Source organism: Frondihabitans peucedani, assembly GCF_039537585.1.
In the GTDB taxonomy this organism is placed as follows: Bacteria; Actinomycetota; Actinomycetes; order Actinomycetales; family Microbacteriaceae; genus Frondihabitans; species Frondihabitans peucedani.
On the sequence record NZ_BAABAU010000001.1, the window covers coordinates 1,168,204 to 1,192,310 of the forward strand.

At 70.3% G+C, this 24,107-nt stretch carries 19 protein-coding genes and 1 tRNA gene; 7 read left to right on the forward strand and 13 right to left on the reverse strand.

Annotation, left to right across the window (positions count from 1 at the left end; genetic code table 11):
- Nucleotides 1-147: 147 nt before the first annotated feature.
- Both ABD733_RS05385 and ABD733_RS05390 read right to left on the reverse strand, forming a co-directional pair.
- Nucleotides 148-1,083 carry a type II secretion system F family protein gene (locus ABD733_RS05385; RefSeq protein ID WP_344793992.1) on the reverse strand — a complete coding sequence of 312 codons (936 nt, stop codon included), beginning with the start codon at nucleotides 1,081-1,083 and terminating at the stop codon, nucleotides 148-150.
- Between the two features lie 67 nt (nucleotides 1,084-1,150).
- Nucleotides 1,151-2,224, reverse strand: a complete 1,074-nt coding sequence (locus ABD733_RS05390) for a TadA family conjugal transfer-associated ATPase (RefSeq protein WP_425552861.1) — start codon at nucleotides 2,222-2,224, stop codon at nucleotides 1,151-1,153.
- A 408-nt stretch (nucleotides 2,225-2,632) separates the two neighbouring features.
- Between ABD733_RS05390 and acs the strand changes: the two genes are divergently transcribed.
- Nucleotides 2,633-4,612, forward strand: coding sequence for an acetate--CoA ligase (acs, locus tag ABD733_RS05395; protein WP_344793993.1), 1,980 nt, complete (start codon nucleotides 2,633-2,635; stop codon nucleotides 4,610-4,612).
- A gap of 12 nt (nucleotides 4,613-4,624) precedes the next feature.
- Here acs and ABD733_RS05400 read toward each other — a convergent pair whose 3' ends face one another.
- Nucleotides 4,625-5,089, reverse strand: coding sequence for a RidA family protein (locus ABD733_RS05400; RefSeq protein WP_344793994.1), 465 nt, complete (start codon nucleotides 5,087-5,089; stop codon nucleotides 4,625-4,627).
- The gene (gene sp36, locus ABD733_RS05405; protein ID WP_344793995.1) at nucleotides 5,089-5,247 is read right to left on the reverse strand and encodes a Sp36 family protein; all 159 of its coding nucleotides are present in this window, start codon (nucleotides 5,245-5,247) and stop codon (nucleotides 5,089-5,091) included. Before sp36 ends, ABD733_RS05400 begins: the two co-directional genes overlap by 1 nt.
- Before the next feature lie 81 nt (nucleotides 5,248-5,328).
- Here sp36 and ABD733_RS05410 point away from each other — a divergent pair, with 81 nt between their 5' ends.
- From ABD733_RS05410 to ABD733_RS05425, 4 genes are all read left to right on the forward strand, one after another.
- Nucleotides 5,329-7,878 carry a transglycosylase domain-containing protein gene (locus ABD733_RS05410; RefSeq protein WP_344793996.1) on the forward strand — a complete coding sequence of 850 codons (2,550 nt, stop codon included), beginning with the start codon at nucleotides 5,329-5,331 and terminating at the stop codon, nucleotides 7,876-7,878.
- Entirely contained in the window at nucleotides 7,875-8,843 is a 969-nt protein-coding gene (locus ABD733_RS05415; RefSeq protein ID WP_344793997.1) for a metallophosphoesterase, read from the forward strand. Before ABD733_RS05410 ends, ABD733_RS05415 begins: the two co-directional genes overlap by 4 nt.
- 50 nt (nucleotides 8,844-8,893) lie before the next feature.
- Nucleotides 8,894-8,967: transfer RNA gene (locus ABD733_RS05420), tRNA-Pro, on the forward strand.
- 428 nt (nucleotides 8,968-9,395) lie between these two features.
- Nucleotides 9,396-10,541: a DUF2510 domain-containing protein gene (locus ABD733_RS05425; protein ID WP_344793998.1), complete on the forward strand. Its 1,146-nt coding sequence runs from the start codon at nucleotides 9,396-9,398 to the stop codon at nucleotides 10,539-10,541.
- A gap of 33 nt (nucleotides 10,542-10,574) precedes the next feature.
- On the opposite strand, the gene ABD733_RS05430 is transcribed toward ABD733_RS05425, so the two are convergent.
- The 9 genes from ABD733_RS05430 to ABD733_RS05470 form a co-directional block, all read right to left on the reverse strand.
- A complete protein-coding gene (locus ABD733_RS05430; protein ID WP_344793999.1) occupies nucleotides 10,575-11,180 on the reverse strand; it encodes a thymidine kinase in 606 nt (201 codons plus the stop codon).
- Between the two features lie 52 nt (nucleotides 11,181-11,232).
- Nucleotides 11,233-11,976 carry a response regulator transcription factor gene (locus ABD733_RS05435; RefSeq protein WP_344794000.1) on the reverse strand — a complete coding sequence of 248 codons (744 nt, stop codon included), beginning with the start codon at nucleotides 11,974-11,976 and terminating at the stop codon, nucleotides 11,233-11,235.
- On the reverse strand, nucleotides 11,963-13,108 hold the full coding sequence (locus ABD733_RS05440; RefSeq protein WP_344794001.1) for a hypothetical protein: 1,146 nt from the start codon (nucleotides 13,106-13,108) through the stop codon (nucleotides 11,963-11,965). The genes ABD733_RS05435 and ABD733_RS05440 overlap by 14 nt, the downstream gene beginning before the upstream one ends.
- Nucleotides 13,105-14,397 carry a sensor histidine kinase gene (locus ABD733_RS05445; RefSeq protein WP_344794002.1) on the reverse strand — a complete coding sequence of 431 codons (1,293 nt, stop codon included), beginning with the start codon at nucleotides 14,395-14,397 and terminating at the stop codon, nucleotides 13,105-13,107. Before ABD733_RS05445 ends, ABD733_RS05440 begins: the two co-directional genes overlap by 4 nt.
- A 211-nt stretch (nucleotides 14,398-14,608) precedes the next feature.
- Nucleotides 14,609-16,039, reverse strand: a complete 1,431-nt coding sequence (locus tag ABD733_RS05450; RefSeq protein WP_425552894.1) for a malate:quinone oxidoreductase — start codon at nucleotides 16,037-16,039, stop codon at nucleotides 14,609-14,611.
- 128 nt (nucleotides 16,040-16,167) lie between these two features.
- Nucleotides 16,168-17,223 carry an aspartate-semialdehyde dehydrogenase gene (locus tag ABD733_RS05455; RefSeq protein WP_344794004.1) on the reverse strand — a complete coding sequence of 352 codons (1,056 nt, stop codon included), beginning with the start codon at nucleotides 17,221-17,223 and terminating at the stop codon, nucleotides 16,168-16,170.
- Between the two features lie 53 nt (nucleotides 17,224-17,276).
- Nucleotides 17,277-18,542, reverse strand: coding sequence for an aspartate kinase (locus tag ABD733_RS05460; protein WP_344794005.1), 1,266 nt, complete (start codon nucleotides 18,540-18,542; stop codon nucleotides 17,277-17,279).
- A gap of 410 nt (nucleotides 18,543-18,952) precedes the next feature.
- Entirely contained in the window at nucleotides 18,953-19,552 is a 600-nt protein-coding gene (recR, locus tag ABD733_RS05465; protein ID WP_344796019.1) for a recombination mediator RecR, read from the reverse strand.
- A 2-nt stretch (nucleotides 19,553-19,554) separates the two neighbouring features.
- Nucleotides 19,555-21,996 (reverse strand): DNA polymerase III subunit gamma and tau, encoded by a 2,442-nt coding sequence (locus ABD733_RS05470; protein ID WP_344794006.1) that lies wholly within the window; start codon nucleotides 21,994-21,996, stop codon nucleotides 19,555-19,557.
- 194 nt (nucleotides 21,997-22,190) lie between these two features.
- On the opposite strand from ABD733_RS05470, the gene ABD733_RS05475 reads away from it, so the two are divergent.
- A complete protein-coding gene (locus ABD733_RS05475; protein WP_344794007.1) occupies nucleotides 22,191-22,838 on the forward strand; it encodes a SipW-dependent-type signal peptide-containing protein in 648 nt (215 codons plus the stop codon).
- 126 nt (nucleotides 22,839-22,964) lie between these two features.
- Nucleotides 22,965-24,074: a signal peptidase I gene (locus ABD733_RS05480; RefSeq protein WP_344794008.1), complete on the forward strand. Its 1,110-nt coding sequence runs from the start codon at nucleotides 22,965-22,967 to the stop codon at nucleotides 24,072-24,074.
- Nucleotides 24,075-24,107 lie beyond the last annotated feature (33 nt).

The following is a 24,107-nucleotide window of genomic DNA, read 5'->3' on the forward strand; positions in this document are numbered from 1 at the left end:
CCCTGAGGAGGAAGGAGAGGGAGCGGAATGGGAAGGGTGAGGAGAAGGAGAAGAGGGAGTCACGGTGGCCTTTCTGTTGGACGGCTTCAGTCTCGAGGGAGCGGCAGGGACGGGGAGTGCCGCGGCACCGGGCCGGTGGACGGCGGCTCACGTCATGAGGCCTGTGGAGGAGAGGAGCGCCACGACGAGCGGCACGACCCCGACGAGGACGAAGGCCGGCAGGATGCACACCCCGAGCGGCAGCATCAGCGTCACTCCGAGACGCTCCGCAGCGATCGACGCCCGTGCTCGCGCCTCGCGACGAGTCTCCGCGGCCGCCGACCGCAGCAGTGCGGCTCCGGGCACCCCTGCGGTCTCGGAGAGCTCGACGAGGGCGTCGACCTCGTCGACGGGGGTCGGGATCCTGCTCTCGGGGCAGTGTCGTTCGAGGGCCGACTCGACCGACCGCCGCGCGTCGGGCCAGGAGCCTCCGGCGCCCAGGGCGACAGCGAGGAGCTCGAGGTCGAGCCCCGGCACACCCGGGGGCGGTGTGGCCCGCGCGAGGAGCCTCCGGTTCCAGCCCCTCGCCAGGGCGACGAGCGAGCCCGCGACCAGGAGGGAGCCCCAGCCCACCGGTGTCGAAGCCAGGACCCGCAGCGTGTCGAAGCCCAGCAGGCTGCCGAGCAGGAATCCCACGGCGGGCAGCGCGAGCACGATCCTCGACGTCGCGATCGGTCCGCTGAGCGCGATCTCGCTCTCGCGACGCGACTGCGTGAGTGCCCGGGCAGACGCTGCACTCGACCGGAGGCAGTCGGCCAGCGGGGCACCGCTCCTCTCGGAGACCTCCCACGCGGCGGCGAGCTGCTGCCACTCGCCGAGAGGCACCGCTCTGGCAGGAGCCGCCTCGAGGGCCGCCGACAGGGCCTCGGCCCCCGGACGGCCTCGGGCGAGCGCCTCGGCGACGGACCGCACCACCAGCCCCTCCGGGTGATCGCCCCCGGCCGCGGCCAGGTGCCCCCACGCGGCGGCCGGTGCGATGCCCGCCTCGAGCAGGACGGCGAGCCGCTCGAGGGCGACGGCGCTGGTCCCGGCGGGCGTTTGCACCCGGGCCGACGGGAGCAGCGCCCCGAGACGCCCGGCGTGAGGCGGTCTCCCCGGCCTCCCCACGCTCCTACGCCTCGACGACATTCAGACGGGCGTCGGGGCCGATGGCGAGGGTGGCGAGGCCCGTGATCCTGCGCCCCTCGGTCGTCCGCTCGAGATGGACGACGGCTCCGAAGGCGCTGACGGCCTGCCGCGCGAGCGCCTCCGGCAGGAGCCCCGCGAGCGCGCCCACCGCCTCGAGTCTCGCTGCGACCGAGTCGAGGCCGTTCGCGTGCAGGGTGCCGGCTCCGCCGTCGTGGCCGGTGTTGAGGGCGCTGAGAAGCTCGCGGACCTCGGCGCCGCGGCACTCCCCCACGACCAGCCGGTCGGGTCGCATCCGCAGGGCCTCGCGCACGAGTCGCGCCAGGTCGATCGCGCCGGCGCCCTCGAGGTTCGGCTGGCGCGTCTCGAGGGCGACGACGTGCGGGTGGTCGATCCGGAGCTCGGCGACGTCTTCGAGGGTGACGATCCTCTCCGTCGGCGGCGCCGCTCCGAGCAGCGCTCCGAGCAGCGTCGTCTTGCCCGAGCCGCCCGCCCCGGTGACGAGGATGTTCACCCGGTCGCGGACGAGCTGCTCGACGCGCTGCCGCGGCACGCACTCGAAGAGCCCCGCGGCGTCGAGATCGTCGAGCGAGAGGGGCAGGATGCTCGGGGCCCGGATCGAGACAGCGGCCCCTCCCCGAGACACCGGCGGCAGCACGACGTGCACCCGGATCCCGTCGGCGAGACGCACGTCGGCGCACGGCGTCGCCTCGTCGACGTGCCGATCGCCGACTGCGACCAGAGTCGTCGCGAGTCGTCGCGCTGTCGGCGTGTCGAGATGCAGGGAGCGGACGAGTGCGGGCCCGGCACCCCGATCGGCCCAGACGTCTCCGCCGGGGTTCACGAACACGTCGGTGACGGTGCCGTCGCGCAGCAGCGGACGGAGCGGACCGAACTGCTCGGGGACGCGGCGAACCGGTTCCGGATGTACCCCGTTCGGCGAGGGCGTACCCCGACGCCGGGGGACAGACGGGACGCCGGGCGGGACGTACGGAGCGGGGCAGACCAAGCTCGAGGGGACAGCGGAGGGGGCCGGGATCGCATGCTGGCTGGGGATCATGCCCGACGGTAGGCAGGAAAGTCGCGAGGCAGACAGTTCTGCACACCCCCAGCCCCGGAATGACGCCGATGTCGGCCCTGTGGAGGACACGCTGGTTGACCCGTCGTCCAGTCAGATCACCGGCCACGGCGGCCGGAAGACGATCGACGGCCGCGTTAAAAGAGAGGGGCGGCACCAGTTGGGGGGAACCAGTGCCGCCACAGCAACGCTCGATTGGGGGGAATCGGGGGCGTTGCTCGCCGGAACGAATCCGACTCCCACGAGTGTACCCCAAAGACGACTCGGCGCAACACACTCCTGTCGGTGCGGACGACCGGACGGGTCTCCCGCTCGGAGTAACGTTCTGATCGCACGCCACCGCAGCGGCCCTCCGCTCTGCGACCCTCGCAACGACGCGAAAGGACGACCATGCCCGACAACATCGACAATCTCCTCACCGAGACGCGCCGTTTTCCGCCCAGCACCGAGTTCGCCGCGTCCGCCGTCGCGACCGGAGACCTCTACGACCAGGCCAGAGCCGACCGCCTCGGATTCTGGGCAGCGCAGGCCGAGGGGCTCCTCTCGTGGCAGAAGCCGTTCACCGAGGTGCTCGACTGGTCGGACCCACCCTTCGCCAAGTGGTTCGCCGACGGCCGCCTGAACGTCGCCTACAACTGCCTCGACCGCCACGTGGACGCCGGAAACGGCGACCGTGTCGCGATCCACTGGGAGGGCGAGCCCGGCGACAGCCGGACCCTCACCTACACCGAGCTCACGGCCGAGGTGAAGAAGGCCGCCAACATGCTGCTCGGCCTCGGCGTCCGTCCGGGAGACCGGGTCGTGATCTACCTCCCCCTCATCCCCGAGGCCGTCGTCTCGATGCTCGCGGTCGCGAGGATCGGCGCCGTCCACAGCGTCGTCTTCGGCGGGTTCAGCGCCGAGAGCATCCGGGCACGGGTCGACGACGCGGGCGCCAAGGTCGTCATCACCGCCGACGGCGGCTGGCGGAAGGGCGCGATCTCCCCTCTGAAGCCCGCCGTCGACGAGGCGCTGGCCGTCGGCACCCACGGCGAGACGACCGTCGAGCACGTCGTCGTCGTCGACCGGACCCACTCCGACGTCGAGTGGACCGAGGGCCGCGACCTCTGGTGGCACGACCTGATGGCCGAGGCGGCGCAGGATCACGAGGCCGAGGGCTTCGAATCGGAGCACCCGCTCTTCATCCTCTACACCTCCGGCACCACCGGGAAGCCGAAGGGGATCCTGCACACCTCGGGCGGCTACCTGACCGGCGCGGCGTTCTCGCACCGCAACGTCTTCGATCTGAAGCCGGAGACGGACGTCTACTGGTCGACCGCCGACATCGGCTGGATCACCGGCCACACCTACGTCGTCTACGGCCCGCTGGCGAACGGCGCGACCCAGGTCATCTACGAGGGCACCCCCGACTCCCCCGAGCCCGGCCGCTGGTGGGACGTCATCGAGAAGTACGGCGTCACCCTCTTCTACGCCGCACCGACGGCGATCCGCGGCTTCATGAAGGCCGGTCGCCAGATCCCGGCGGCCCGCGACCTGTCGTCGCTCCGGCTGCTCGGGAGCGTGGGTGAGCCGATCAACCCGGAGGCCTGGGTCTGGTACCGCGACGTCATCGGCGGCGGCACCACCCCGATCGTCGACACCTGGTGGCAGACCGAGACCGGCTCGATCCTGATCTCCGCCCTCCCCGGCGTCACCACGCTGAAGCCCGGCTCGGCTCAGGTGCCGCTGCCCGGCATCTCGATCGACGTCGTCGACGAGAGCGGGACACCGGTCGAGAACGGGCAGGGCGGCCTGCTCGTCGTCACCGAGCCGTGGCCGTCGATGCTCCGCGGCATCTGGGGAGACCCGGACCGCTACAGGGAGACGTACTGGGAGAAGTTCGCCTCGAAGGGCTTCTACTTCGCCGGCGACGGGGCGAGGAGGGACGAGGACGGCGACATCTGGCTCCTCGGCCGCGTGGACGACGTGATGAACGTGTCCGGCCACCGGCTCTCGACCGCCGAGATCGAGTCCGCGCTCGTCTCGCACCCGATCGTCGCCGAGTCGGCCGTGGTCGGAGCCTCCGACGAGACGACCGGTCAGGCCGTGGTGGCCTTCGTGATCCTGCGCGCCTCGCAGGCCGAGTCGATGACGCCAGACGAGGCCGTGAAGGCGCTCCGCGACCACGTCGCCCACGAGATCGGAGCGATCGCGAAGCCGAAGACCGTGTTCATCGTGGCCGAGCTGCCGAAGACGAGGTCGGGGAAGATCATGCGGCGGCTGCTCCGCGACGTGGCCGAGGGTCGCGAGATCGGCGACACCACGACCCTCGCCGACACGCAGGTGATGTCGGTCATCACCGACCAGCACCGCGGATCGCAGGCCCGGTAGCGACGAGGGCTGCTACTCCACCTCGAGGATGATCTCCACCTCGACGGGCGAGTCGAGCGGCAGCACCGCGACGCCGACGGCGCTGCGGGCGTGGACGCCGCGGTCTCCGAAGATCTCGCCGAGGACGTTCGAGGCGCCGTTGATGACTCCGGGCTGGCCCGTGAACGCAGGATCGGACGCCACGAACCCGGTCACCTTGACCACCCGCACCACGCGGTCGAGGTCGCCGTCCAGCACGGAGGCTGCCGCGGCCAGCGCGTTCAGCGCGGACTGCTTCGCGAGGTCGTGGGCCTGCTCGGGCGTGATTCCCGCGCCGACCTTGCCCGTCGCGGGGAGCACCCCGTCGACGAACGGGAGCTGACCGGCCGTGTAGAGGTAGCCGCCCGAGACGACGGCGGGCACGTAGGCACCCGCGGGTGCCGCGACCGTCGGGATGCTCAGTCCGAGCTCGGCGAGACGCGTGTCGACGGTGCCCATCAGGCGGACTGGACGGGACGCTTGAGGTAGGCGACGAGGCCGCCCTCGGGGCTCTGGAGCACCTGGACGAGCTCCCACCCCTCCGACCCGAAGTTGTTCAGGATCGCGGTCGTGTTGTGCACGATCAGGGGGGCGGTGAAGTACTCCCAGAGGACCATATTCGGCGTCCGTTCAGTCAGTTGCGGTGGTCGATCACTTACCCTGATCCTATGTCTGCCCAAAAAAAGAGGCCTACGTCTGTGCTGGGAGCCGTGTTCGGCTTCGTCGGTTTCAGCGCCCTCGCCGGTCTGCTCGTGACGATCGGAGTGACTCCCGCCCTCGCCGTGTCGAGCGTCACCGCGTCGTCGTCGATCGGCATCTTCGAGAGCCTGCCCGAGTACATCGCGATCGGGCAGCTCCAGCAGCGCAACACCCTCTACGCCAAGGCCAGTGGCAAGGAGGTCCCGTTCGCGACCATCTACTCGCAGAACCGCGTGAACCTCAAGTGGGACGAGGTCTCCGTGAACCTCAAGCACGCGGTCGTCGCCGGTGAAGACAAGCGCTTCTACCAGCACGGCGGCGTCGACCTCACGTCGCTCGTCCGCGCGGGCGTCGGCTCGATCGCAGGCGGCGGACTCGGCGACTCGGGCGGCGGCTCGACCCTGACCATGCAGCTGGTCCGCAACATCAAGCTGGCGCAGGCCCAGGACATCAAAGACCCGAAGAAGCAGGCCGCGGCCATCAAGGACGCCAAAGAGGTCACCATCTCGCGCAAGCTCCAGGAGATGAAGCTCGCGATCGGCCTCGAGAAGAAGTACACGAAAGACGAGATCCTCCTCGCCTACCTGAACATCGCCTACTTCGGCGACCAGGCCTACGGCGTGCAGGCCGCCGCTCAGCACTATTACGGCAAGAGCGCCGCCGACCTGACCGCCGTCGAGGCGGCCAGCCTCATCGCGATCGTGCAGTACCCCGAGAGCCGCGACCTGTCGACGCCGAAGAACTACGACGCCAACGTCGCGCGCCGCAACGTCATCCTGAAGTCGATGTACGCGCAGGGCTATATCAAGAAGACCGACCTCGACGCCTCCGTCGCCGAGTCTCCGGCCAAGTACGTGCACCTGAAGCCCGCGACGCAGGGCTGCGCCGCCGTCACCTGGCCCGGAGCCCAGCAGTTCTGCGACTACGTGACCTCGCCCGAGATGATCAAGTCGTACTCGTTCCTCGGGTCGTCCACCGACGACCGCACGAAGGCCTGGAACACCGGCGGATACAAGGTCTACACGACGCTCAACCTCGACCTCACGGCCGCGGCGAAGGGGCAGATCGACCAGTACGCGCCCGCCTCCTGGACGGCCTTCCCGCTCGGCGGCGTCGTCGACTCGGTCGAGCCCGGCACCGGCCGCGTGATCGTGATGACGCAGAACAAGAACCTCACGACCAACGCGTCCGCCTCGCCCACCGGCCCGAACACGTACCTCAACTACTCGGTCGACGAGAAGTACGGGTCGAGCTCCGGATTCCAGGCAGGATCGACGTACAAGCTGTTCACGCTCCTCGACTGGCTCGAGAAGGGCCACGGGGTGAACGAGCTCGTGAACGCCACTCCGAGACCGTTCCCGACGATGACCTCCGGGGGCCAGCAGATCTCGACGATCGACGGCGACTTCCCCTACGGCTACAAGCCCAAGAACGACGAGGGCTACATCTCCGGCTACATGAGCGTGAAGACCGCCACCGCCGAGTCGGTGAACGTCGCCTACGTCAGCATGGCGCAGCAGCTCGACCTCCAGGACATCCGCGACACAGCGGAGAAGCTCGGCGTGCACACCGCCACGGGAAAGCAGCTGCTCGACAACCCGTCGTCGGTGCTCGGGACGAACAACGTCGCTCCCCTCACGATGGCCAACGCGTACGCGACCGTGGCCAACAAGGGCGTCTACTGCTCGACGGTCGTCGTCGATAAGGTCACCCTGCCGAACGGCAAAGAGACCGCCGGCCAGCCGAAGAGCTGCAAGCAGGTCATCGACCCCGATGTGGCCGCGACCGCCATCACGGCGCTCCAGGGCGTGTTCACCTACGGCACCGCTGCCGGCGCGCTCCCCGACTCGCAGCCCGAGTTCGGCAAGACCGGCACAACCGACGACGCCGACCAGATCTGGCTGAACGGCTCGACGACCGCGCTCACCACGGTCACCTGGATGGGCGACACCTCGGGCGGCAGGCACAGCCTGCGGCAGTACTCGAGCCCCATGGGAGGGACGCTGGCGACCAGCCGGAGCAACCTGTTCCGGGCCGTGCAGGGAACGAACAACACCCTCTACAAGGGCACCGACTTCCCCGCGCCGACCGGCAACCTCCAGACGGGCTCCGGAGTCAACGTGCCGTCGACCGTCGGCTCGACCGTGGACTCGGCCAAGTCGCAGCTGAGCGGCGTCGGCCTGACCTACGTCGACGGCGGCACGCAGCCCTCCGCCGCTCCCGCGGGCGAGGTCACCGCGACGTCACCCTCAGGCGGAAGCCTCGTGCCGTCCGGCACCAGCGTCACCGTCTACACGAGCGACGGATCCGGGGCCACCGACGTCCCGAGCGTGACCGGCAAGAAGGTCAAGGACGCCGCGAACGACATCGAGAACGCCGGGTTCGACTCGTCGAAGATCTCCGTGAAGTTCACGCAGAGCAAAGACGACAACCGGTGCAACGTGCTCTCGCAGAGCCCCGACGGCGGCAGCAAGGCGGCGAAAGACGCCTCGATCACGCTGACCGTCGGCGGCGGCAAGAACGGGAAGGACCCCGGTAACTGCTCGTGACCAGCACCACCACGTCGCGAGGCTCCGGCGTCGCCCTCGGCATCGCGACGATCGCCGGGGCGGCAGCCGCCGGGGCCTTCGCCTACGGCACGTTCGTCGAGCGGAACCTCTTCACGGTCCGGCGCGAGACGCTCAGCATCCTGCCCGCAGGATCGCGCCCGCTCACGATCCTGCACCTGTCCGACCTCCACATGGCCCCGTGGCAGACCGACAAGCAGGAGTGGATCAGGAGCCTCGCCGTCCTCGAACCCGACCTGATCGTCAACACCGGCGACAACCTCGGCCACGAGGACGCCTACGCTGCCGTCGAGTACGCGCTGGAGCCGTTCCGCGACATCCCCGGGGTGTTCGTGCACGGCTCGAACGACTACGTCGCACCGAAGTTCAAGAGCCCCTTCACCTACTTCACCGGGCCGTCGAAGGCCCACTCCACGCCGAAGGGCCTCGACAACGAGCGCCTGACCTCCTACTTCGAATCGCTCGGCTGGCTCAGCCTCAACAACACCGCGCGCGCCATCGAGCTGCGCGGCTCGCGACTCGAGCTCTTCGGCGTCAACGACGCACACTGCGGCTGGGCACGGCTCGAACGCATCCCCGGCGCCCTCGACGACCTCCGCGAGAACGTCGGCTGGCAGGACGAAGAAGGCCCCGAGTCGGTCAGCATCGCCCTCACCCACGCCCCCTACCAGCGGGTGCTCAACTCCTTCGTCACGAACGGCGCCGACCTGATCTTCGCCGGACACACCCACGGCGGCCAGGTGTGCGTCCCCGGCTACGGAGCGCTCGTCACCAACTGCGACATCCCCCGCAAACAGGTCGCCGGGCTCTCCCTCTGGAACCACGCGTTCAAGTCGGCCTGGCTCGAGGTCTCCGCCGGGCTCGGCACCTCGATCTACGCGCCGTTCCGGTTCGCCTGCCGCCCCGAGGCCGTCCTCGTGACATTGACCGCCCAAAAGATCGGCTAAGATAATGGGGTTGCTTCAGCCGCCCGCGGTCGAAGCGACCAACACACCATCGGGGTGTGGCGCAGCTTGGTAGCGCGCCTCGTTCGGGACGAGGAGGTCGTGGGTTCGAATCCCGCTACCCCGACACGAAAAGAATGGCTAGACCCTTCGGGTCTGGCCATTTTTTCGTGGTGCTTGTCTGTCGCCTGCGGCGCGTGCGGCTCCGCCGCGGAGGGAGGCGACCCTTCGGGTCTGGCCATTTTTTCGTGGTGCTTGTCTGGCGCCTGCGGCGCGTGCGGCTCCGCCGCGGAGGGTCGGGATGGACGGATGACGTAGGGTCCGGGCCGACCGGAGGAGGAGGAAGAGGAGATTCTCGGAGGAGGTCCTCTTTTCGTGCGAGGGGGTGCTCGGGGCTCCGGCGAGAGTACGTAGAACGAGGGGGAACTCCTCGGTTTGTCGGGCGTGGTCCTCTTGTTGTGCGGGGGCGGGGGCGGAGCGTGACCTCTAGTGGGGATGTCGGGCGAGCCGCGGGTGCTCCTAGGGTTGTCGAAGCGGCGATCAGGGGGAACACGCATGACGGAACCGAGTCCGGACGCTCCGCGCGCCGCCTGGTACCCGGATCCTGCGCACGAAGCGGCCTACCGCTGGTGGGACGGCGTGCGCTGGACGAGCGCCACGCGCGCCGAGCCCGAGCGCCCGCAGACCGTGGCGGAGGTGCCTGTCGCGGATCCTGCCGCCGACCCTCTGCCGAGCCGGCGCAGCCTCCGTGCCGCCGCAGCCGCGACCCCGGCGTCACCCGCCGCCGCTCCCCCGGTTCCCGCGCCCTACGTGCCCCTCAACCCGCTCGTGACGGCTCCCGTGCCGCAGCCGACAGCTCACCCGACCGGGCAGCAGCCGTACGTGCAGCAGCCCGTGCAGCAGCCTTACGGCCAGCAACAGCCCTATACGCAACACCCCTACGCCCAGCAGCAGCACTACGCCCCGCAGCAGTACGCCCAGCAGCCCTACGCCCAGCAGCAGTACGCCCAGGGCGGCTACGGGAACGGCTCCCGCTTCCTCGCCAAGCCGACCGTCATGCCGGTCGACAAGGCGATCAACCGGCCGGCGCGGAACGGGATGGCGCTCGGGGTCCTGAGCATGCTGCTCACCCTCATCCTGGTCGGCGCCACCATGGCGACCGGACACCTCCTGGTCGTCTGGTCGGTGTGGGGCCTGGCCGGCCTCGCCTGGAGCATCTTCGGGCTCGTCAAGGCCCGCCGCTGGGAGGCCCAGGGCCTCGTCCCCGTCGGTGCGCATCGGGCCGTGGCGGGGATCGTCCTGTGCTCCCTGGCCCTTCTCGGCCAGGGCACCGAGACCGGCCTCGCCCTCGCCGCAGGAGTCCAGCCTGCCACCGGCAGCGCTCTACCGGCAGGAGGCACCGGCACGGGCACAGGCACCGGCACCGGAGCCGGCGCGGCCGCGACCACGCCGCCCGTCGTCGCCGTCCAGCAGGGCGACGGCACCTACGCCTACTCGCAGGCGACGGCCCAGTCGTCGATCGGCTCGGCCTACGCGTCGACCCTCAAGTCCACGCCCACCTCGGTGGAGTGCCCCGCGAGCGAACCGATGCAGATCTCGGTGTCGTTCCAATGCCGGGTTACCCTCCCCGGGGGAACCGTCACAACCGCCCAGGTCACGATCATGGACGCGCAGGGCCACGCCGAGGTGCAGGTCCACTAGCCCGGTCTGCAGCCGAAGCCGCCGCCGAGAGGCCTACCGCAGCGCCCCGCCCGACTCCTCCAGGTAACAGACCGCGCAGAGCGCCTCGTACGACACCTCTTCGCCGTCGATCGCGACCTGGTCGCCGTCGAAGACGTAGCGGCCGTCGATCAGCCGGGCGTTGAACATGGCCTTTCGTCCGCAGCGGCAGATCGTCTTGAGCTCTTCGAGCGAGTGCGACACCTCGAACAGGCGGGCGGCCCCGGGGAACGCCGTCGTCTTGAAGTCGGTGCGGATGCCGTAGGCCAGCACCGGGATGTTCTCGACGACGGCGATGCGCAGGAGGTCGTCGACCTGGGCCGGACGGAGGAACTGCGCCTCGTCGACGAGCAGGCACGCGACGTCGCGGCCCGTGTCGTCGAGGACACCCTCGCGTGCGGCCGCGAACACCGACAGGAGGTCGTCACCGGGCGCGACGAGGAAGTCCGCGGGCCGGGTGACGCCGAGGCGGGAGACGATCTGCTCCTCGCCCTTGGTGTCGGTGTCGGGCTTCGCGAGCAGGACGCGCTGGTGGCGCTCCTCGTAGTTGTAGGCCGCCTGGAGGAGAGCGGTGCTCTTGCCGCTGTTCATCGCCCCGTAGCGGAAATAGAGTTTTGCCACCCGGCGAGCCTACCGGCAGCCCGACCCGGCACCCCGCGCGGGCGGAACGCCCCTATTGCAGGTAGCCGTCCTCCGCCGCGCGACGGATGAGCTCGGCCTTCTTCGACGCCGGTCGGTTCGCCTTCGCGTACTTCTCGCGCACGCGACGGAGGTACGTCTTCGCCGTCTCGTACTGCACGTTCATCTGCTGCGCCACCTCGTTGGTGCTGAAGCCCGAGACGTAGAGGCGGAAGGCCTCCGCCTCGCCGGCGCTGAGCTTCGGCCGGCTCTGGTTGGCCGCGCCGACCGGCAGCGGCCGCCAGTCGCGCTGGGGCGCGTTGTCGCGGGCGACGCCCATGACCTGGCGAGCGGCGTCCATGACCTCGCGCATCGGCAGCGCCTTCGACAGGAACGCCGAGGCCCCGGCCTCGAGGGCGCGCTCCCGCGACTCGCGCGTGTCGAGGGACGACAGGACGACGACCTTCGCGCCGGCCGCGCGGCAGGTGCGGACGCGCGCCTCGATCGACACGGGCTCCTTGAGCTGGAAGTCGAGGAACACCAGATCGGTCGGGAAGTTGTCGCTGTGCACGAGCTGCAGCCAGGTGTGCGCGGTCAGCACGAGATCGAAGTCGTAGGCGTTGACGTTGATCCAGCTCGAGAGGCTGTCGAGCAGGACCTCGTGGTCGTCGAGGATCGCCAGACGCACGCGGCGCTGCGAGGGCGCCTCCGGTGCGAGCGAGTTCCAGGAGGCGACCGGCATCGGCCGAGATGAGCTCGAGCGGAGGTGGTGGCTACCGGTCGGGTCAGTGCTGGTCATAAGAAAACCTTAGTGTCAGGAAGGATCCCGAGACCTCGACCTGGAGGTCGCGGAACAGGATGCGGAGGACGGCGAAATAGGGGGCGTAGTGCTGTCGGACGGCCAGATCGGGAGACGTGCTCTCGACCCGGATGAGGGCTCTGACGAGCGGGTCGTCATCGTGGAGGACGATGCCGAGGCTGGAGGCCTGCGCGGCCGTGTCGGTGGCGATGGCCTGCAGGATCGCGCGGATGGCGGTGCGCTGGTCGCTCGTCATCCGCTCGGCGAGGCCCGAGCGGTCGACGACCGTCCCCGCCTGGCCCCGGGGGCAGATGTCGAGCAGGATCTGCTCGAGCCAGCTCCGGTCGCTCTCGGCGACGATCCGCTGGCGGATGGCCGTCGCCGCGGTCCCTGCGCGCTGCCGGTCGTCCTCGGTCACCTCGCCGCGCTCGACGAGGTCGGTGAAGAACGGCACCACGTCGCGATTGAGACCCGTGACGCTGTCCTGCTGCACCGATCTCGCGATGCCGGGACGCATCTCCTGGGCGCTCTCCTCGGTCAGGATCGCGGCCCGGGACAGCCACTGCTCGACCAGCCGGACGAAGGTGCCGGAGTAGACGGCGCTCCCGACGCCGAGAGCGGCCACGGGGGTGACGCCGACGGCCACGAACAGGGGTGCCGGAGCCTCTGTGGTGAAGTAGGGCGTCTCGAGGACGACGATCACGGCGATGACGACCGCCGCGACCGCCGTGCCGACGGCGAGGTCGCGTCCGGGCCGGTAGGGCGCGCAGGCGAGGAGGAGGAGCCCGGTGGCCGCGCTCCCCCAGTCGTCGCGGATGACGAGGTCGTGGCCGAAGCCCGCTGCCGCCTCGGTGACCGCGCCCAGGATGCCCGACCCCAGGACGACGACGAACCGCAGCCGGGAGAACGGGGCGCGCAGCGGACTGGAGGCGAACACGATACCGAGGGCGGCGATGCCCACGAAGACGATCGCGACGACGCTGAGGACCGCGTCGGAGCCCGGATCACGCGTGACGATCGAGCGCCCGGCGGCCAGCACCACCGCGAACAGGGCGATGACGAGCGTGACGGGTCTCTGCTTCAGGGCACCGAGCGGATCGATCTGCTGGGCGGTGGCCTCGCGGCCCTTCACGCGGCGTCTTCCGAGCCGCGGTCGTCGCCGGCTGCCGAGCCGCGCGCGCTGCCAGCTGCCGAGCCGCCGGCCGCACCGGCGCTCACGCCGGCCTCGGCGGGCAGCCCGATCATGACCGAGGTGCCGCTGCCGGGCGACGACCAGATCTGCACGGTCCCGCCGACCCGCGTGATCCTGGCCCTGATCGAGTTCTTGACCCCGAGCCGGTCTCCCGGCGTCTCGCTCTCGGTGAAGCCCACCCCGTTGTCGATGACCATCACCGACACGTCGCTGTCGGAGCCGATGATGACGACCTCGGCGCGGTCGACGCCCGAGTGCTTGAGGACGTTGGCCAGACACTGGGCCACGGCCAGGGCGAGGGCCTTGGACCGCACAGGATCGAGACGGCCCACCGCGGAGACGTCACCGGTCACGACGACGTCGAGCCCCTGCTCGATCGCCCGGTCGACGGCCCGGTACAGCTCGCCGGCCTCCCAGTCGCCGCGGAGGGAGGCCGCATCGCCGTCGGCCTCGTGCAGCCACTCCTGGCCGATGAGGGCCTCGAGGTCGCGCTGCATCGCCCTGGCCAGCTCAGGATCGAGGGGGCCCGGCTTCGCGATCGAGATCGCGGCGAGGTGGCTGAGCACGGTGTCGTGGACGAGGGCGGACGCCTGCTGCTCGATCTCGTGCCGGAGCGACGAGACCTTCTCGTCGCGGGCCGCGAGATGCAGGTTCGGCTGGAACCTGCGCGCCCGGTCGCGGGCCACCAGCGAGCCGCCCATCGTCGCGACGATGAGGAGGTAGCCGAGGAGGGTCGTCACGTCGACCTTGTGCTGCGACCCGGTCTGGAACGTCGCGATCTGCGTCGCGAGCTCTCCGGCGAGGAGGCCGCACGTCGCCCAGAGCGGTCCGCGGCGGGCATAGAGGCCGCTGCCGCCCACCATCACGAGGGCGAGCTTCGGCAGCGACACCGAGAAGGCGTCGGAGGAGCGGACGACGTCGATCTGCGACAGGACCGTCACCGCGTAGACGTAGACCGCTGCGCCACCGATCACGAGGTACGCGATCGTGGACACCGTCGACCGCACCCGCTCGACGATGACGAGGAGCGCGAGCATGGGGATGAGGGCCAGGAGCGCCGGCCACAGGATCAGCGACGGTCTCGTCAGCTGCACCGAGATCAGCAGCACGGTCGCTGCGATCAGCAGGACGGTGGCGATGGCGTGGCACGAGCGGGCGATGGCGCGGCCGGAACTCTGAGGAGCGAGGTGGCTGGGTAGCCCGAGCAGCACGCGTCCTCCTTCGTTCACCGGCGCGGATCGTTTCGACGACCCTCCGAAGTATGACAAATCGGACAGCCGCCGTGTACCCCGATATCAGGGGTCAAAACGCCTTCGAACCTCGCAGGGGCACAGATTTGTGCCCCGTTCGCGGTCCACCAGGATCATATCGCTGCGCGCGATGCACGAGATCCGGCGCGAGTCGGATGCGGTGGGCCCTGCGAGCGGGATCGGGCGCCGGTCAGGCGTGGATGTGGAGGGCCTGGGCTGTCGCACCCATGGTCGCGGCGGCCTTCGCCTCGTCGGCGGCGAGATGCTCCCCGATCGTCGGGATCATCTCGCGGAGCTTGCCGCTCCACTCCGACTTCTTGTCGGGGAAGCAGCGCTCGAGGACCGTGAGCATGATCGGCACGGCGGTGGACGCCCCGGGCGAGGCGCCGAGGAGGCCCGCGATGGAGCCGTCCTGCGCCGTGACGACCTCGGTGCCGAACTGCAGCACGCCGCCCTTCTCCTTGTCGCGCTTGATCACCTGGACGCGCTGACCGGCCGTGATCCGGTACCAGTCCTTCGGGTCGGCGTCGGGCATGTACTCGCGGAGGGCGTCGAACTTCGACCGCTTCGAGGCCGCCAGCTGACCGATGAGGTACTTCAGGAGGTCGACGTTCGAGAGGGCGACGCGGATCATCGGGTACAGGTTGTGCAGCCGGATGGAGCGGAACAGGTCGAGGTACGAGCCGCTCTTCAGGAACTTGGGGCTGAAGCCGGCGTACGGGCCGAACATGAGGCTCGCCGAGCCGTCGACGACCCGGGTGTCGAGGTGCGGCACCGACATCGGCGGGGCGCCGACGGACGCCTTGCCGTAGACCTTCGCCTGGTGCTTCGCGACGACGGCAGGGTCGTCGGTGCGGAGGAACTCGCCGCTCACGGGGAAGCCGCCGAAGCCGCGGATCTCGGGGATGCCCGACTTCTGCAGCAGGTTCAGGGCGCCGCCACCTGCACCGACGAAGACGAACCGGGCCCGGACGTCGATCAGTTCGCCGGTCGCGCCGCGCTTCATCGAGACGGTCCAGGTGCGGTCGCGACCGCGGCGGAGACCCGTCACGTGGTGGCCGAGCGCGAGCTCGACGCCGTTGGCCGTGAGGTACGAGAAGAGGTTGCGGGTGAGGGCGCCGAAGTCGACGTCGGTGCCCGCCAGGATGTGCGTGGCAGCGATCGGCTGGCCCTTCGGCCGTCCGACCATGAGCGCCGGCGCCCAGCCCGCGATCACGTCGGGGTCGTCGCTGAACTCCATGCCGGCGAACAGCGGGTGACCCTCGAGAGCCTCGTGGCGCTTCCGGAGGTACTCGACGTTGTCACGGCCCCAGACGAAGCTCATGTGCGGGGTCGAGTTGATGAACCGGTCGGGCTCCGGAAGAGCGCCCTCGTCGACGAGGAATGACCAGAACTGACGCGACACCTGGAACTGCTCGTTGACCTTGACGGCGCTCGTGATGTCGATCGAGCCGTCGGGCTTCTGCGGCGTGTAGTTCAGCTCGCAGAGCGCGGAGTGGCCGGTGCCGGCGTTGTTCCAGGGGTTGCTGCTCTCCTGGGCGACGTCGTTCAACGCCTCGTACACGCGGATCGACCAGTCGGGCTGCAGCTGCTTGAGCAGGGCTCCCAGGGTCGCACTCATGATGCCGCCGCCGATGAGGGCGACGTCGATGGGCTCCGTTGCAGCAGTCACAGTGCGATTGTATGCCGCGCCGGTCGGAGAGCCCGCAGGATCGCTCGACGCCGAGTCGGGCCCGGAGGCCCTGAATGTCAGACGGCCGCGAGCCGCCGCTCGGCCACGACCTCGGCGATCTGCACCGCGTTGAGGGCCGCGCCCTTCCGGAGGTTGTCGTTCGAGATGAACAGGGCGATCCCCCGGTTGCCCGGAACCCCCTCGTCCTGCCGGATCCGGCCCACGAAGCTCGGGTCTTTCCCGGCTGCGTGCAGCGGGGTCGGGACCTCGGCCAGGATCACGCCCGGCGCATCCCGGAGGAGCTCCGTCGCGCGCTCCGCCGTCAGCTCCGACGAGAACTCGGCGTTGATCGACAGCGAGTGACCCGTGAACACGGGCACCCGGACGCAGGTGCCCGAGACCAGCAGGTCGGGCCGCTCGAGGATCTTGCGGCTCTCGTTCCGGAGCTTCTTCTCCTCGTCGGTCTCCCCCAGACCGTCCTCGACGAGGTTGCCGGCGAACGGGATGACGTCGAACGCGATCGGCGCGACGTACTTCACGGGGTCGGGGAAGGAGACGCTCGATCCGTCGTGGACCAGGCCCAGGAGATCCTGCTCGGCCGCCGCGGCGACCTGCGAACGGAGCTCCTCGGCGCCCGCGAGCCCGCTGCCGGAGACCGCCTGGTAGGTGCTGACGATGAGGCGCTCGAGGCCGGCCTCCGTGTCGAGGACCTTGAGCACAGGCATCGCGGCCATCGTGGTGCAGTTCGGGTTGGCGATGATCCCCTTCTTCGCCTCGTCGATCGCGTGCGGGTTGACCTCGCTCACAACCAGCGGCACGTCGGGGTCCATGCGCCAGGCGCTCGAGTTGTCGATCACGAGCACGCCCGCCTCGGCGAACTTCGGCGCGAGGGCGCGCGCCCCGGTCGCACCGGCCGAGAAGAGGGCGATGTCGAGGCCGCGGGGGTCGGCGGTCTCGGAGTCCTCGACGACGATGCTCCGGCCGCGGAACGGGAGGGTCGTGCCTGCCGACCGGGCGGTCGCGAAGAACCGGATCTCGGCGATGGGGAAGTCGCGCTCCTCGAGGAGACGGCGCATGACGGTGCCGACCTGGCCCGTCGCACCGACGACGCCGACGCGGAGTCCTTCAGCCATTTCGTGATCCTGCTCTCGTGCTTTGTCGTGTGAGTCGTATCGGGGGGGGGCGGTCAGCGACCGGTGCCGCCGTGCACGACGGCGAGCTGGTCGGCGTCGAGCTCGAAGGCGCTGTGGACGATGCGCATCGCGTCGTTCAGGATGTCGGCACGCGTCACGACGCTGATGCGGATCTCGCTGGTGGAGATCATCTCGATGTTGATGCCGGCCTCGAACAGAGCGGTGAACAGCTTCGCCGTGACGCCCGCGTTCGTGCGCATGCCCGCGCCGACCAGGGCGAGCTTGCCGATCTGGTCGTCGTAGAGGAGCTCGGAGAACTCGATCTCGTCACGCTCCGACTGGAGGGCCTGCATGACGACGGCGCCCTCCGACTTGGGGAGCGTGAACGAGATGTCGGTGAGGCTCGTCGCCGCGGCCGACACGTTCTGAACGATCATGTCGATGTTGGCGCCCGTCTTGGCGACGGTGCGGAAGATGAGCGCCGCCTTGCCGGGCTTGTCGGGGACGCCGACGACGGTGATCTTGCCCTCGCTGAGATCGCCCGCGATGCCCGCGATGATCGGCTCTTCCACGTGTTCTCCCTCTTTCGGGTTGACGACCAGGGTGCCCTCGTTGTTGTTGAACGAGGAGCGGACGTGAAGCGTGACGCCGTGGCGCCTCGCGTACTCGACCGCGCGGATGTAGAGGACCTTCGAGCCGGCGGCCGCGAGCTCGAGCATCTCCTCGCTGGTGATCCGGTCGAGCTTCTTCGCTCGCGGGACGACCCGCGGGTCGGCGGTGAAGATGCCGTCGACGTCGGTGTAGATCTCGCAGACGTCGGCGTCGAGCGCTGCCGCGAGGGCGACCGCCGTCGTGTCGGACCCGCCGCGCCCCAGTGTCGTGATGTCGCCGGTCGAGCGGTTGAAGCCCTGGAAGCCGGCGACGATGGCGACCGCGCCCTGGTCGAGCGCCTCGCGGACGCGCCCCGGCGTGACATCGACGATCCGCGCCTTGCCGTGCTGGGCGTCGGTGATCATGCCCGCCTGGCTGCCCGTGTACGAGCGCGCCTCGACGCCGAGCCCGCGGATCGCCATCGACAGGAGGGCCATGCTGATGCGCTCCCCCGCGGTGAGGAGCATGTCGAGCTCGCGCCCGCCGGGGATCGGAGTGACCTGCGCCGCGAGGTCGAGGAGCTCGTCGGTGGTGTCGCCCATCGCGCTGACGGCGACGACGACCTCGTTGCCCGCCTTGCGCGTCTCGACGATCCGCTTCGCCACCCGTTTGATGCTCTCGGGGTCGGCGACGGAGGATCCGCCGAATTTCTGCACGATCAAGGCCACGCTGGATGCTCCCGGGGTCGACGCGGTCGAGTTGCCGCCGTTCGCGCAATTCTATTGGACGTTTCCGGCGCGTTACGGCTGCTTGCTCGGGTGGTGCTGCTGCTGTGGTGCCCGCCTCGTGCGGGTTAAGGCCTTCGCGTGCATATGGACGGAGATTCTCGGCCTTCGTACATATGGACGGAGATTTTCGGGCGCTGCGTACAAATGGACGGAAATTCTCGGCTGAGACCCCTCGGATCCCCATGAGTTCTTCCGGATCTCGAGGATCTCCGTCCATATGTACGCAGGAGGGTCTTAGAGCGCAGGATCTCCGTCCATATGTACGCAGGAGGGTCCGACAGCGCAGGATCTCCGTCCACATGTACGCGAGCGAGGGGGGAGACCGGGCAGCGCGAGCGAAGCAGCGCGAGCTACTCGCTGACGACGCGCCGGCCCTCGAAGGCACGACCGAGGGTGACCTCGTCGGCGTACTCGAGGTCGCCGCCGACGGGCAGGCCGGAGGCGAGACGGGTAACTCGCAGCCCGAAGGGCGAGAGCATGCGCGACAGGTAGGTCGCGGTGGCCTCGCCCTCGAGGTTCGGGTCGGTGGCGATGATGACCTCGGTCACGGTGTCGTCGGCCAGGCGGGTGACGAGCTGACGGATGCGGAGGTCGTCGGGGCCGATGCCGTCGATCGGGCTGATGGCGCCGCCGAGCACGTGGTAGAGGCCGCGGAACTCGCGCGTCCGTTCGATGGCCTGCACGTCTTTGGCCTCCTCGACGACGCAGATCGTCGCCGGCGACCGCCGCGGGTCGCGGCAGATGGAGCAGGTCTCCTCCTCGGTCACGTTGCCGCAGATCTCGCAGAAGCGGACCTTCGTCTTGACGTCGATGAGGAGCTCGGCGAGGCGGGTGGTGTCGAAGTTCTCGGACTGCAGGATGTGGAACGCGATCCGCTGCGCCGACTTCGGCCCGATCCCGGGCAGGCGGCCGAACTCGTCGATGAGGTCTTGGACGATCCCCTCGTACATCGTCACTCACCTCCGAGCGGCGCGCCGGACTGCGGAGTCACCTTGGGAGCGATGGTCTCCTCGTGCATGAACTGCGCGTTCAGGATCTCGCGGACCACGGCCTCGCCATAGCGGGAGTTCTGCGGCACGCTGCCGCCGGCGCGCTGCGAGGAGCGCACGGGCTGCGGCGCGGCAGCCGCGGGAGTCGGCGCGGGCGCACCAGCGGGAGGAGTCGCGGCGGGGGCCGCGGGCACAGGATCGACGTCGACCGACGGCACGCCGCCCGGAGGCTCTTCGGTGATGTACTCGGGCTCGTCGGGCTCCGGCGGCGCCGACTGCGGGATGGGCGCGACATCCCAGCCGGTCGTCGGCGCGGCGGCCGCCCGGGTGGGAGCCGCGGCAGCAGCCGGCGCAGGGGCAGCAGCCGGCGCCGAGGCGCGAGCGGCAGGCGCAGATGCAACAGGAGCAGATGGGGCAGGCGCGGACACGACAGGCGCAGATGCAGCAGGCGAGGCCGCGACAGCTGGCGCAGCAACAGGAGCAGCAGCCGGCGCGGAAGGCGCGGCAGCACCAGCCGACGGAGCCGCGGGCCCGCCCTCCTCCGGGCGCTCGACCCGCGCGATGTACTTCACGCGCACGCCGAGGATCTGCAGGATCGCGCGCCGCAGGTGCTCGCTGACGCCCTCGCCGGCGCCGACGGGCCGCTTGAACAGCTCGACGTCGTTGTGGCTCGGGAAGCTCAGGGTCAACACGTCGTCGGCGAACCCGCGGACGGTCGCGGTCATGACGACCATCCAGGCGGAGAGCTTGTCTCGCTCGAGCGCCTCGAGGATCTCGGGCCAGGCGTCGCGGAGCTGCTGCAGAGACACCGGAGCAGCGGGCGTCGTCACGGCATCGGCCGTCTGCACCCAGGTGCTCGAATGGGCTGACGTCGGCACCGCCGGCTCAGGCGAGACGTCGCCAGCATCGGGCGACACCGCAGGATCGGGCGACACCGCGGCAGGATCAGGAGCCTGAGCCGCGGCGGGAGCCGCAGGCGCCTGCGCAGCCCAGGCCTCGGCAGCCGCCGCCGGGGACGACGATGCGACCGACGGAGCGGAAACCGTCACCGACGGAGCAGAGGCCCCCGGAGCGGAAGAAGCGGAGGCGGCAGCCGAAGCACCGGCAGCCGAAGCACCGGCAGCCGGAGTACGGGCAGCCGAAGGCCCGGCAGCAACGGGCGCAGAGCCGGCAGCCCGCGGAGGGGTCGCCGACGCTCCGCCGGAGGTCTGCCCGGCTCCGGGACCCTGGACGCCAACCCGCCGCTCGAGGCGCTCGACTCGGGCGAGGGCGCCGCGCTCCGTCTCGTCGCTCTCGGGCACGAGAACGCGCGCGATCATGAGCTCGAGGTGGAGCCTCGGCGAGGTCGCCCCGGTCATCTCGGTGAGCGCGCGGTTGACGACGTCGGCGGAGCGCGAGAGCTCGGCCGCGCCGAAGGCGTGCGCCTGCCTCGCGAGGTGTTCGAGCTCCTCGGGCGTGATGCCGCGGAGGACGGCGGCCGCCCCCTCGGTCGTGGCGCCCACGACGATGAGGTCGCGGAGGCGCTCGAGGAGGTCTTCGACGAAGCGGCGCGGGTCTTGCCCGGTCTGGATCACGCGGTCGACAGCCGCGAAGGCCGCCGCACCGTCGTGCTCGCCGAGGGCGTCGACGACGGCGTCGAGCAGCGACGCGTGCGTGTAGCCGAGCAGGGCGACGGCCCGCTCGTAGTCGATGACGACCGTGCCGGAGGCGTCGCCGTCGGAGCCGGCCATCAGCTGGTCGAGGAGGGACAGGGTATCGCGCACCGAGCCGCCGCCCGCCCGGACGACGAGGGGCAGGACCCCGGGGGCCGCCTGCACGCCCTCGGTCTCGCAGAGCTGCCCGACGTAGTCGAGCATCTGGGCCGGCGGGACGAGCCGGAACGGGTAGTGGTGCGTGCGGGAGCGGATCGTGCCGATGACCTTCTCGGGCTCGGTCGTCGCGAAGATGAACTTGACGTGCTCCGGCGGTTCTTCGACGATCTTGAGCAGAGCGTTGAAGCCCTGCGGCGTGACCATGTGCGCCTCGTCGAGGATGAAGATCTTGTAGCGGTCGCGGGCCGGCGCGAAGATCGCCCGGTCGCGGAGGTCGCGGGCGTCGTCGACGCCGTTGTGGCTGGCCGCGTCGATCTCGATGACGTCGAGCGAGCCGGAGCCGTCGCGCGACAGCTCGACGCAGCTCGGGCAGACGCCGCAGGGCGTGTCGGTCGGGCCCTCGGCGCAGTTGAGGCAGCGGGCCAGGATGCGCGCGGACGTCGTCTTGCCGCAGCCGCGCGGACCGCTGAAGAGGTAGGCGTGGTTGACGCGGTTGGTGCGGAGGGCCGTGCGGAGCGGATCGGTCACCTGAGTCTGCCCGATGAGCTCGGCGAAGTTCTCGGGCCGATAACGGCGATACAGAGCGGTGACCACAGAGAAAGAGTAGTCGGAGCCACCGACACTCGACCTCGCTCCCGTGATGTCAGCGATCCTGCTCGGATTGTCCCCTTTCCGAACCGGACGGTCGGGGGTACTGTCGTTCCAACAACCGGATGCGGCACACGCCGGGCAGGGTCTCACCAACCCCGCTCCCTCACCAGGCACCCGGCTCAGGATCAGGAGAAGGCATGTCCGCACCCTCGGCGTCCCGCGACGCTCTCACCGCGCCCAGCGGGCTCTCGCCCGCCGCCGTCCGCCGTCGGCGGCTGTCGAGATCGGGCCGCGTCCGCGCGGTCCTGGCTCTCGGCGCCGTCGTCGGCCTCGGGACGGTCGCGACGCTCGCGGCCTGGTCGGACACCGGGGCGGCGACCGGCAGCTTCAGCACCGGCTCGCTCGACTTGAAGCTGAACAGTCAAGACGGAACCGTCGCCCTCACCTCGCTGTCGATGGCGAACGCGACGCCGGGCACCGTCGTCTACGCGAACCTGCCGGTGTCGAACGCGGGCACGGTGCCCTTCACCTACGGCTTCACGACCTCGTCGACCAACAGCGCCGACAGCACGCCGCTGAACGCCAACCTCAACTGGTCGATCGTCTCGCTCGGAACCTCGGCGACCTGCAACGCGTCCACCTACGCCACGGCGGCCGGCGTCCCGGCCACCTATCTGTCGCCCACGACGACGCTGAGCGCGGCGCCCGCCGTGAGCGGCCGAGCCCTGGCTGCCGGCGCCACCGAGAACCTGTGCTTCCGGGTCGAGCTCCCGACGACGGCCCCGAGCGGCGTCCAGAGCAAGACCACCGTGGCGACGGTGTCGTTCACCGCCACCCAGTCCTGATCCTCCGGCCGACTCTCGGCCGCTTCGGTCCCGGCCGTGCCGGGACTCGCGGGCGGTGATCCGCAGGCTCCTTCGGGTGGAGCCCGGATCACCGCCCGCCTCTCCACGTCCTCGAGGCGGTCACGCATGACGTCACCCGCGGCTCAGCCGCCCGGCCCCAGTCGCGGCTACCGGGCGGCCGTCGTGGTGCGCGAGATCGTCCTCTGGATCGGCTCGGCCGTCGGGGTCCTCTGCCTCGTGACGGCCGCCGCCGCCCTGTTCTTCGGCGTCACGCCGCTCGTCTTCCGCTCCGGATCGATGTCGCCCGGGATCCCCACCGGAGCCCTCGCCCTCGCCCGCACCACGCCCGTCGCCGACCTCCGACCGGGCGACGTCGTGAGCGTCATCCGGGCCGACGGCGAACGCGTCACGCACCGGCTCGTCTCCGCTACCGCCGACGCCGGCGGCCGCTCCTCCCTCGTCATCAAGGGCGACGCCAACGCCGCGGCCGACCCGGAGCCCGTCGTCACCCGCAGCGTCGACCGGGTGTTCTGGTCGGCGCCCAGGATCGGCTACCTGGTCCAGGGGGCCTCCAGACCCCAGGTCCTGCTCCCCCTCGGCGCGCTGTTCGGCGTGCTGATCGTCGTGGGTTTCCGGCCTCCGCTCGACAAGCGGCTCCTCCGTGATCCTGCGTCGCTCGACGAGGAGCACGAGGAGCACGAGGAGTCGCAGGAGTCGCAGGAACCGGCGCAGTCGCACGAACAGTGGCAGTCGCGGGCGCAGGATCCGGCCCCCGCCGCTCCCCCGGCCCCCTCCCGGGTTCGCGGAGGTGCTCTCGGCCTCGCTCTCGTCGTCGTGGCGGCCGGTTCCGCCTTCGGGCTCCACGCCACCGGGACCCTGGCCGCCTTCGCCGACGCCGGCAGCACCACGGCGTCGTTAGCGACGGGATCCGTGGCCGCACCCGCGACCTTCACCTGCTCGATCGTCGGCGGGAAGGTGCGCTTCGCCTGGTCGCTGCAGCCGGCGCCCCTCTGGACGCCCGGCTCGTTCGTCATCACGAACACCAGCACCGGCTTCTCCACGACGGTGTCGGACCCCGCCGCCACGACGATCGACATCACGCCGCCCCTCGTCTCGGTGGGCGGTCTGACGTCGTTCACCTACGCGATCACGTCGCGCCTCGGCTCCTCCTCCGCGACCGCCCCGCAGACGCGGACCGTGACCGCCGTGCTCGGCATGGCGCCCACCTGCGGCTAGCTCGCGGTCGGCACCAGCTCGAGCCCTCCCCGA

Bases quoted from the DNA above. Each gene is read 5' to 3' on its own strand.
- ABD733_RS05390 (WP_425552861.1), bottom strand. From the start codon at position 2,224: ATGATCCCCAGCCAGCATGCGATCCCGGCCCCCTCCGCTGTCCCCTCG.
- acs (WP_344793993.1), top strand. From the start codon at position 2,633: ATGCCCGACAACATCGACAATCTCCTCACCGAGACGCGCCGTTTTCCG.
- ABD733_RS05400 (WP_344793994.1), bottom strand. From the start codon at position 5,089: ATGGGCACCGTCGACACGCGTCTCGCCGAGCTCGGACTGAGCATCCCG.
- sp36 (WP_344793995.1), bottom strand. From the start codon at position 5,247: ATGGTCCTCTGGGAGTACTTCACCGCCCCCCTGATCGTGCACAACACG.
- ABD733_RS05425 (WP_344793998.1), top strand. From the start codon at position 9,396: ATGACGGAACCGAGTCCGGACGCTCCGCGCGCCGCCTGGTACCCGGAT.
- ABD733_RS05435 (WP_344794000.1), bottom strand. From the start codon at position 11,976: ATGACCAGCACTGACCCGACCGGTAGCCACCACCTCCGCTCGAGCTCA.
- ABD733_RS05450 (WP_425552894.1), bottom strand. From the start codon at position 16,039: ATGAGTGCGACCCTGGGAGCCCTGCTCAAGCAGCTGCAGCCCGACTGG.
- ABD733_RS05455 (WP_344794004.1), bottom strand. From the start codon at position 17,223: ATGGCTGAAGGACTCCGCGTCGGCGTCGTCGGTGCGACGGGCCAGGTC.
- recR (WP_344796019.1), bottom strand. From the start codon at position 19,552: ATGTACGAGGGGATCGTCCAAGACCTCATCGACGAGTTCGGCCGCCTG.
- ABD733_RS05475 (WP_344794007.1), top strand. From the start codon at position 22,191: ATGTCCGCACCCTCGGCGTCCCGCGACGCTCTCACCGCGCCCAGCGGG.
- ABD733_RS05480 (WP_344794008.1), top strand. From the start codon at position 22,965: ATGACGTCACCCGCGGCTCAGCCGCCCGGCCCCAGTCGCGGCTACCGG.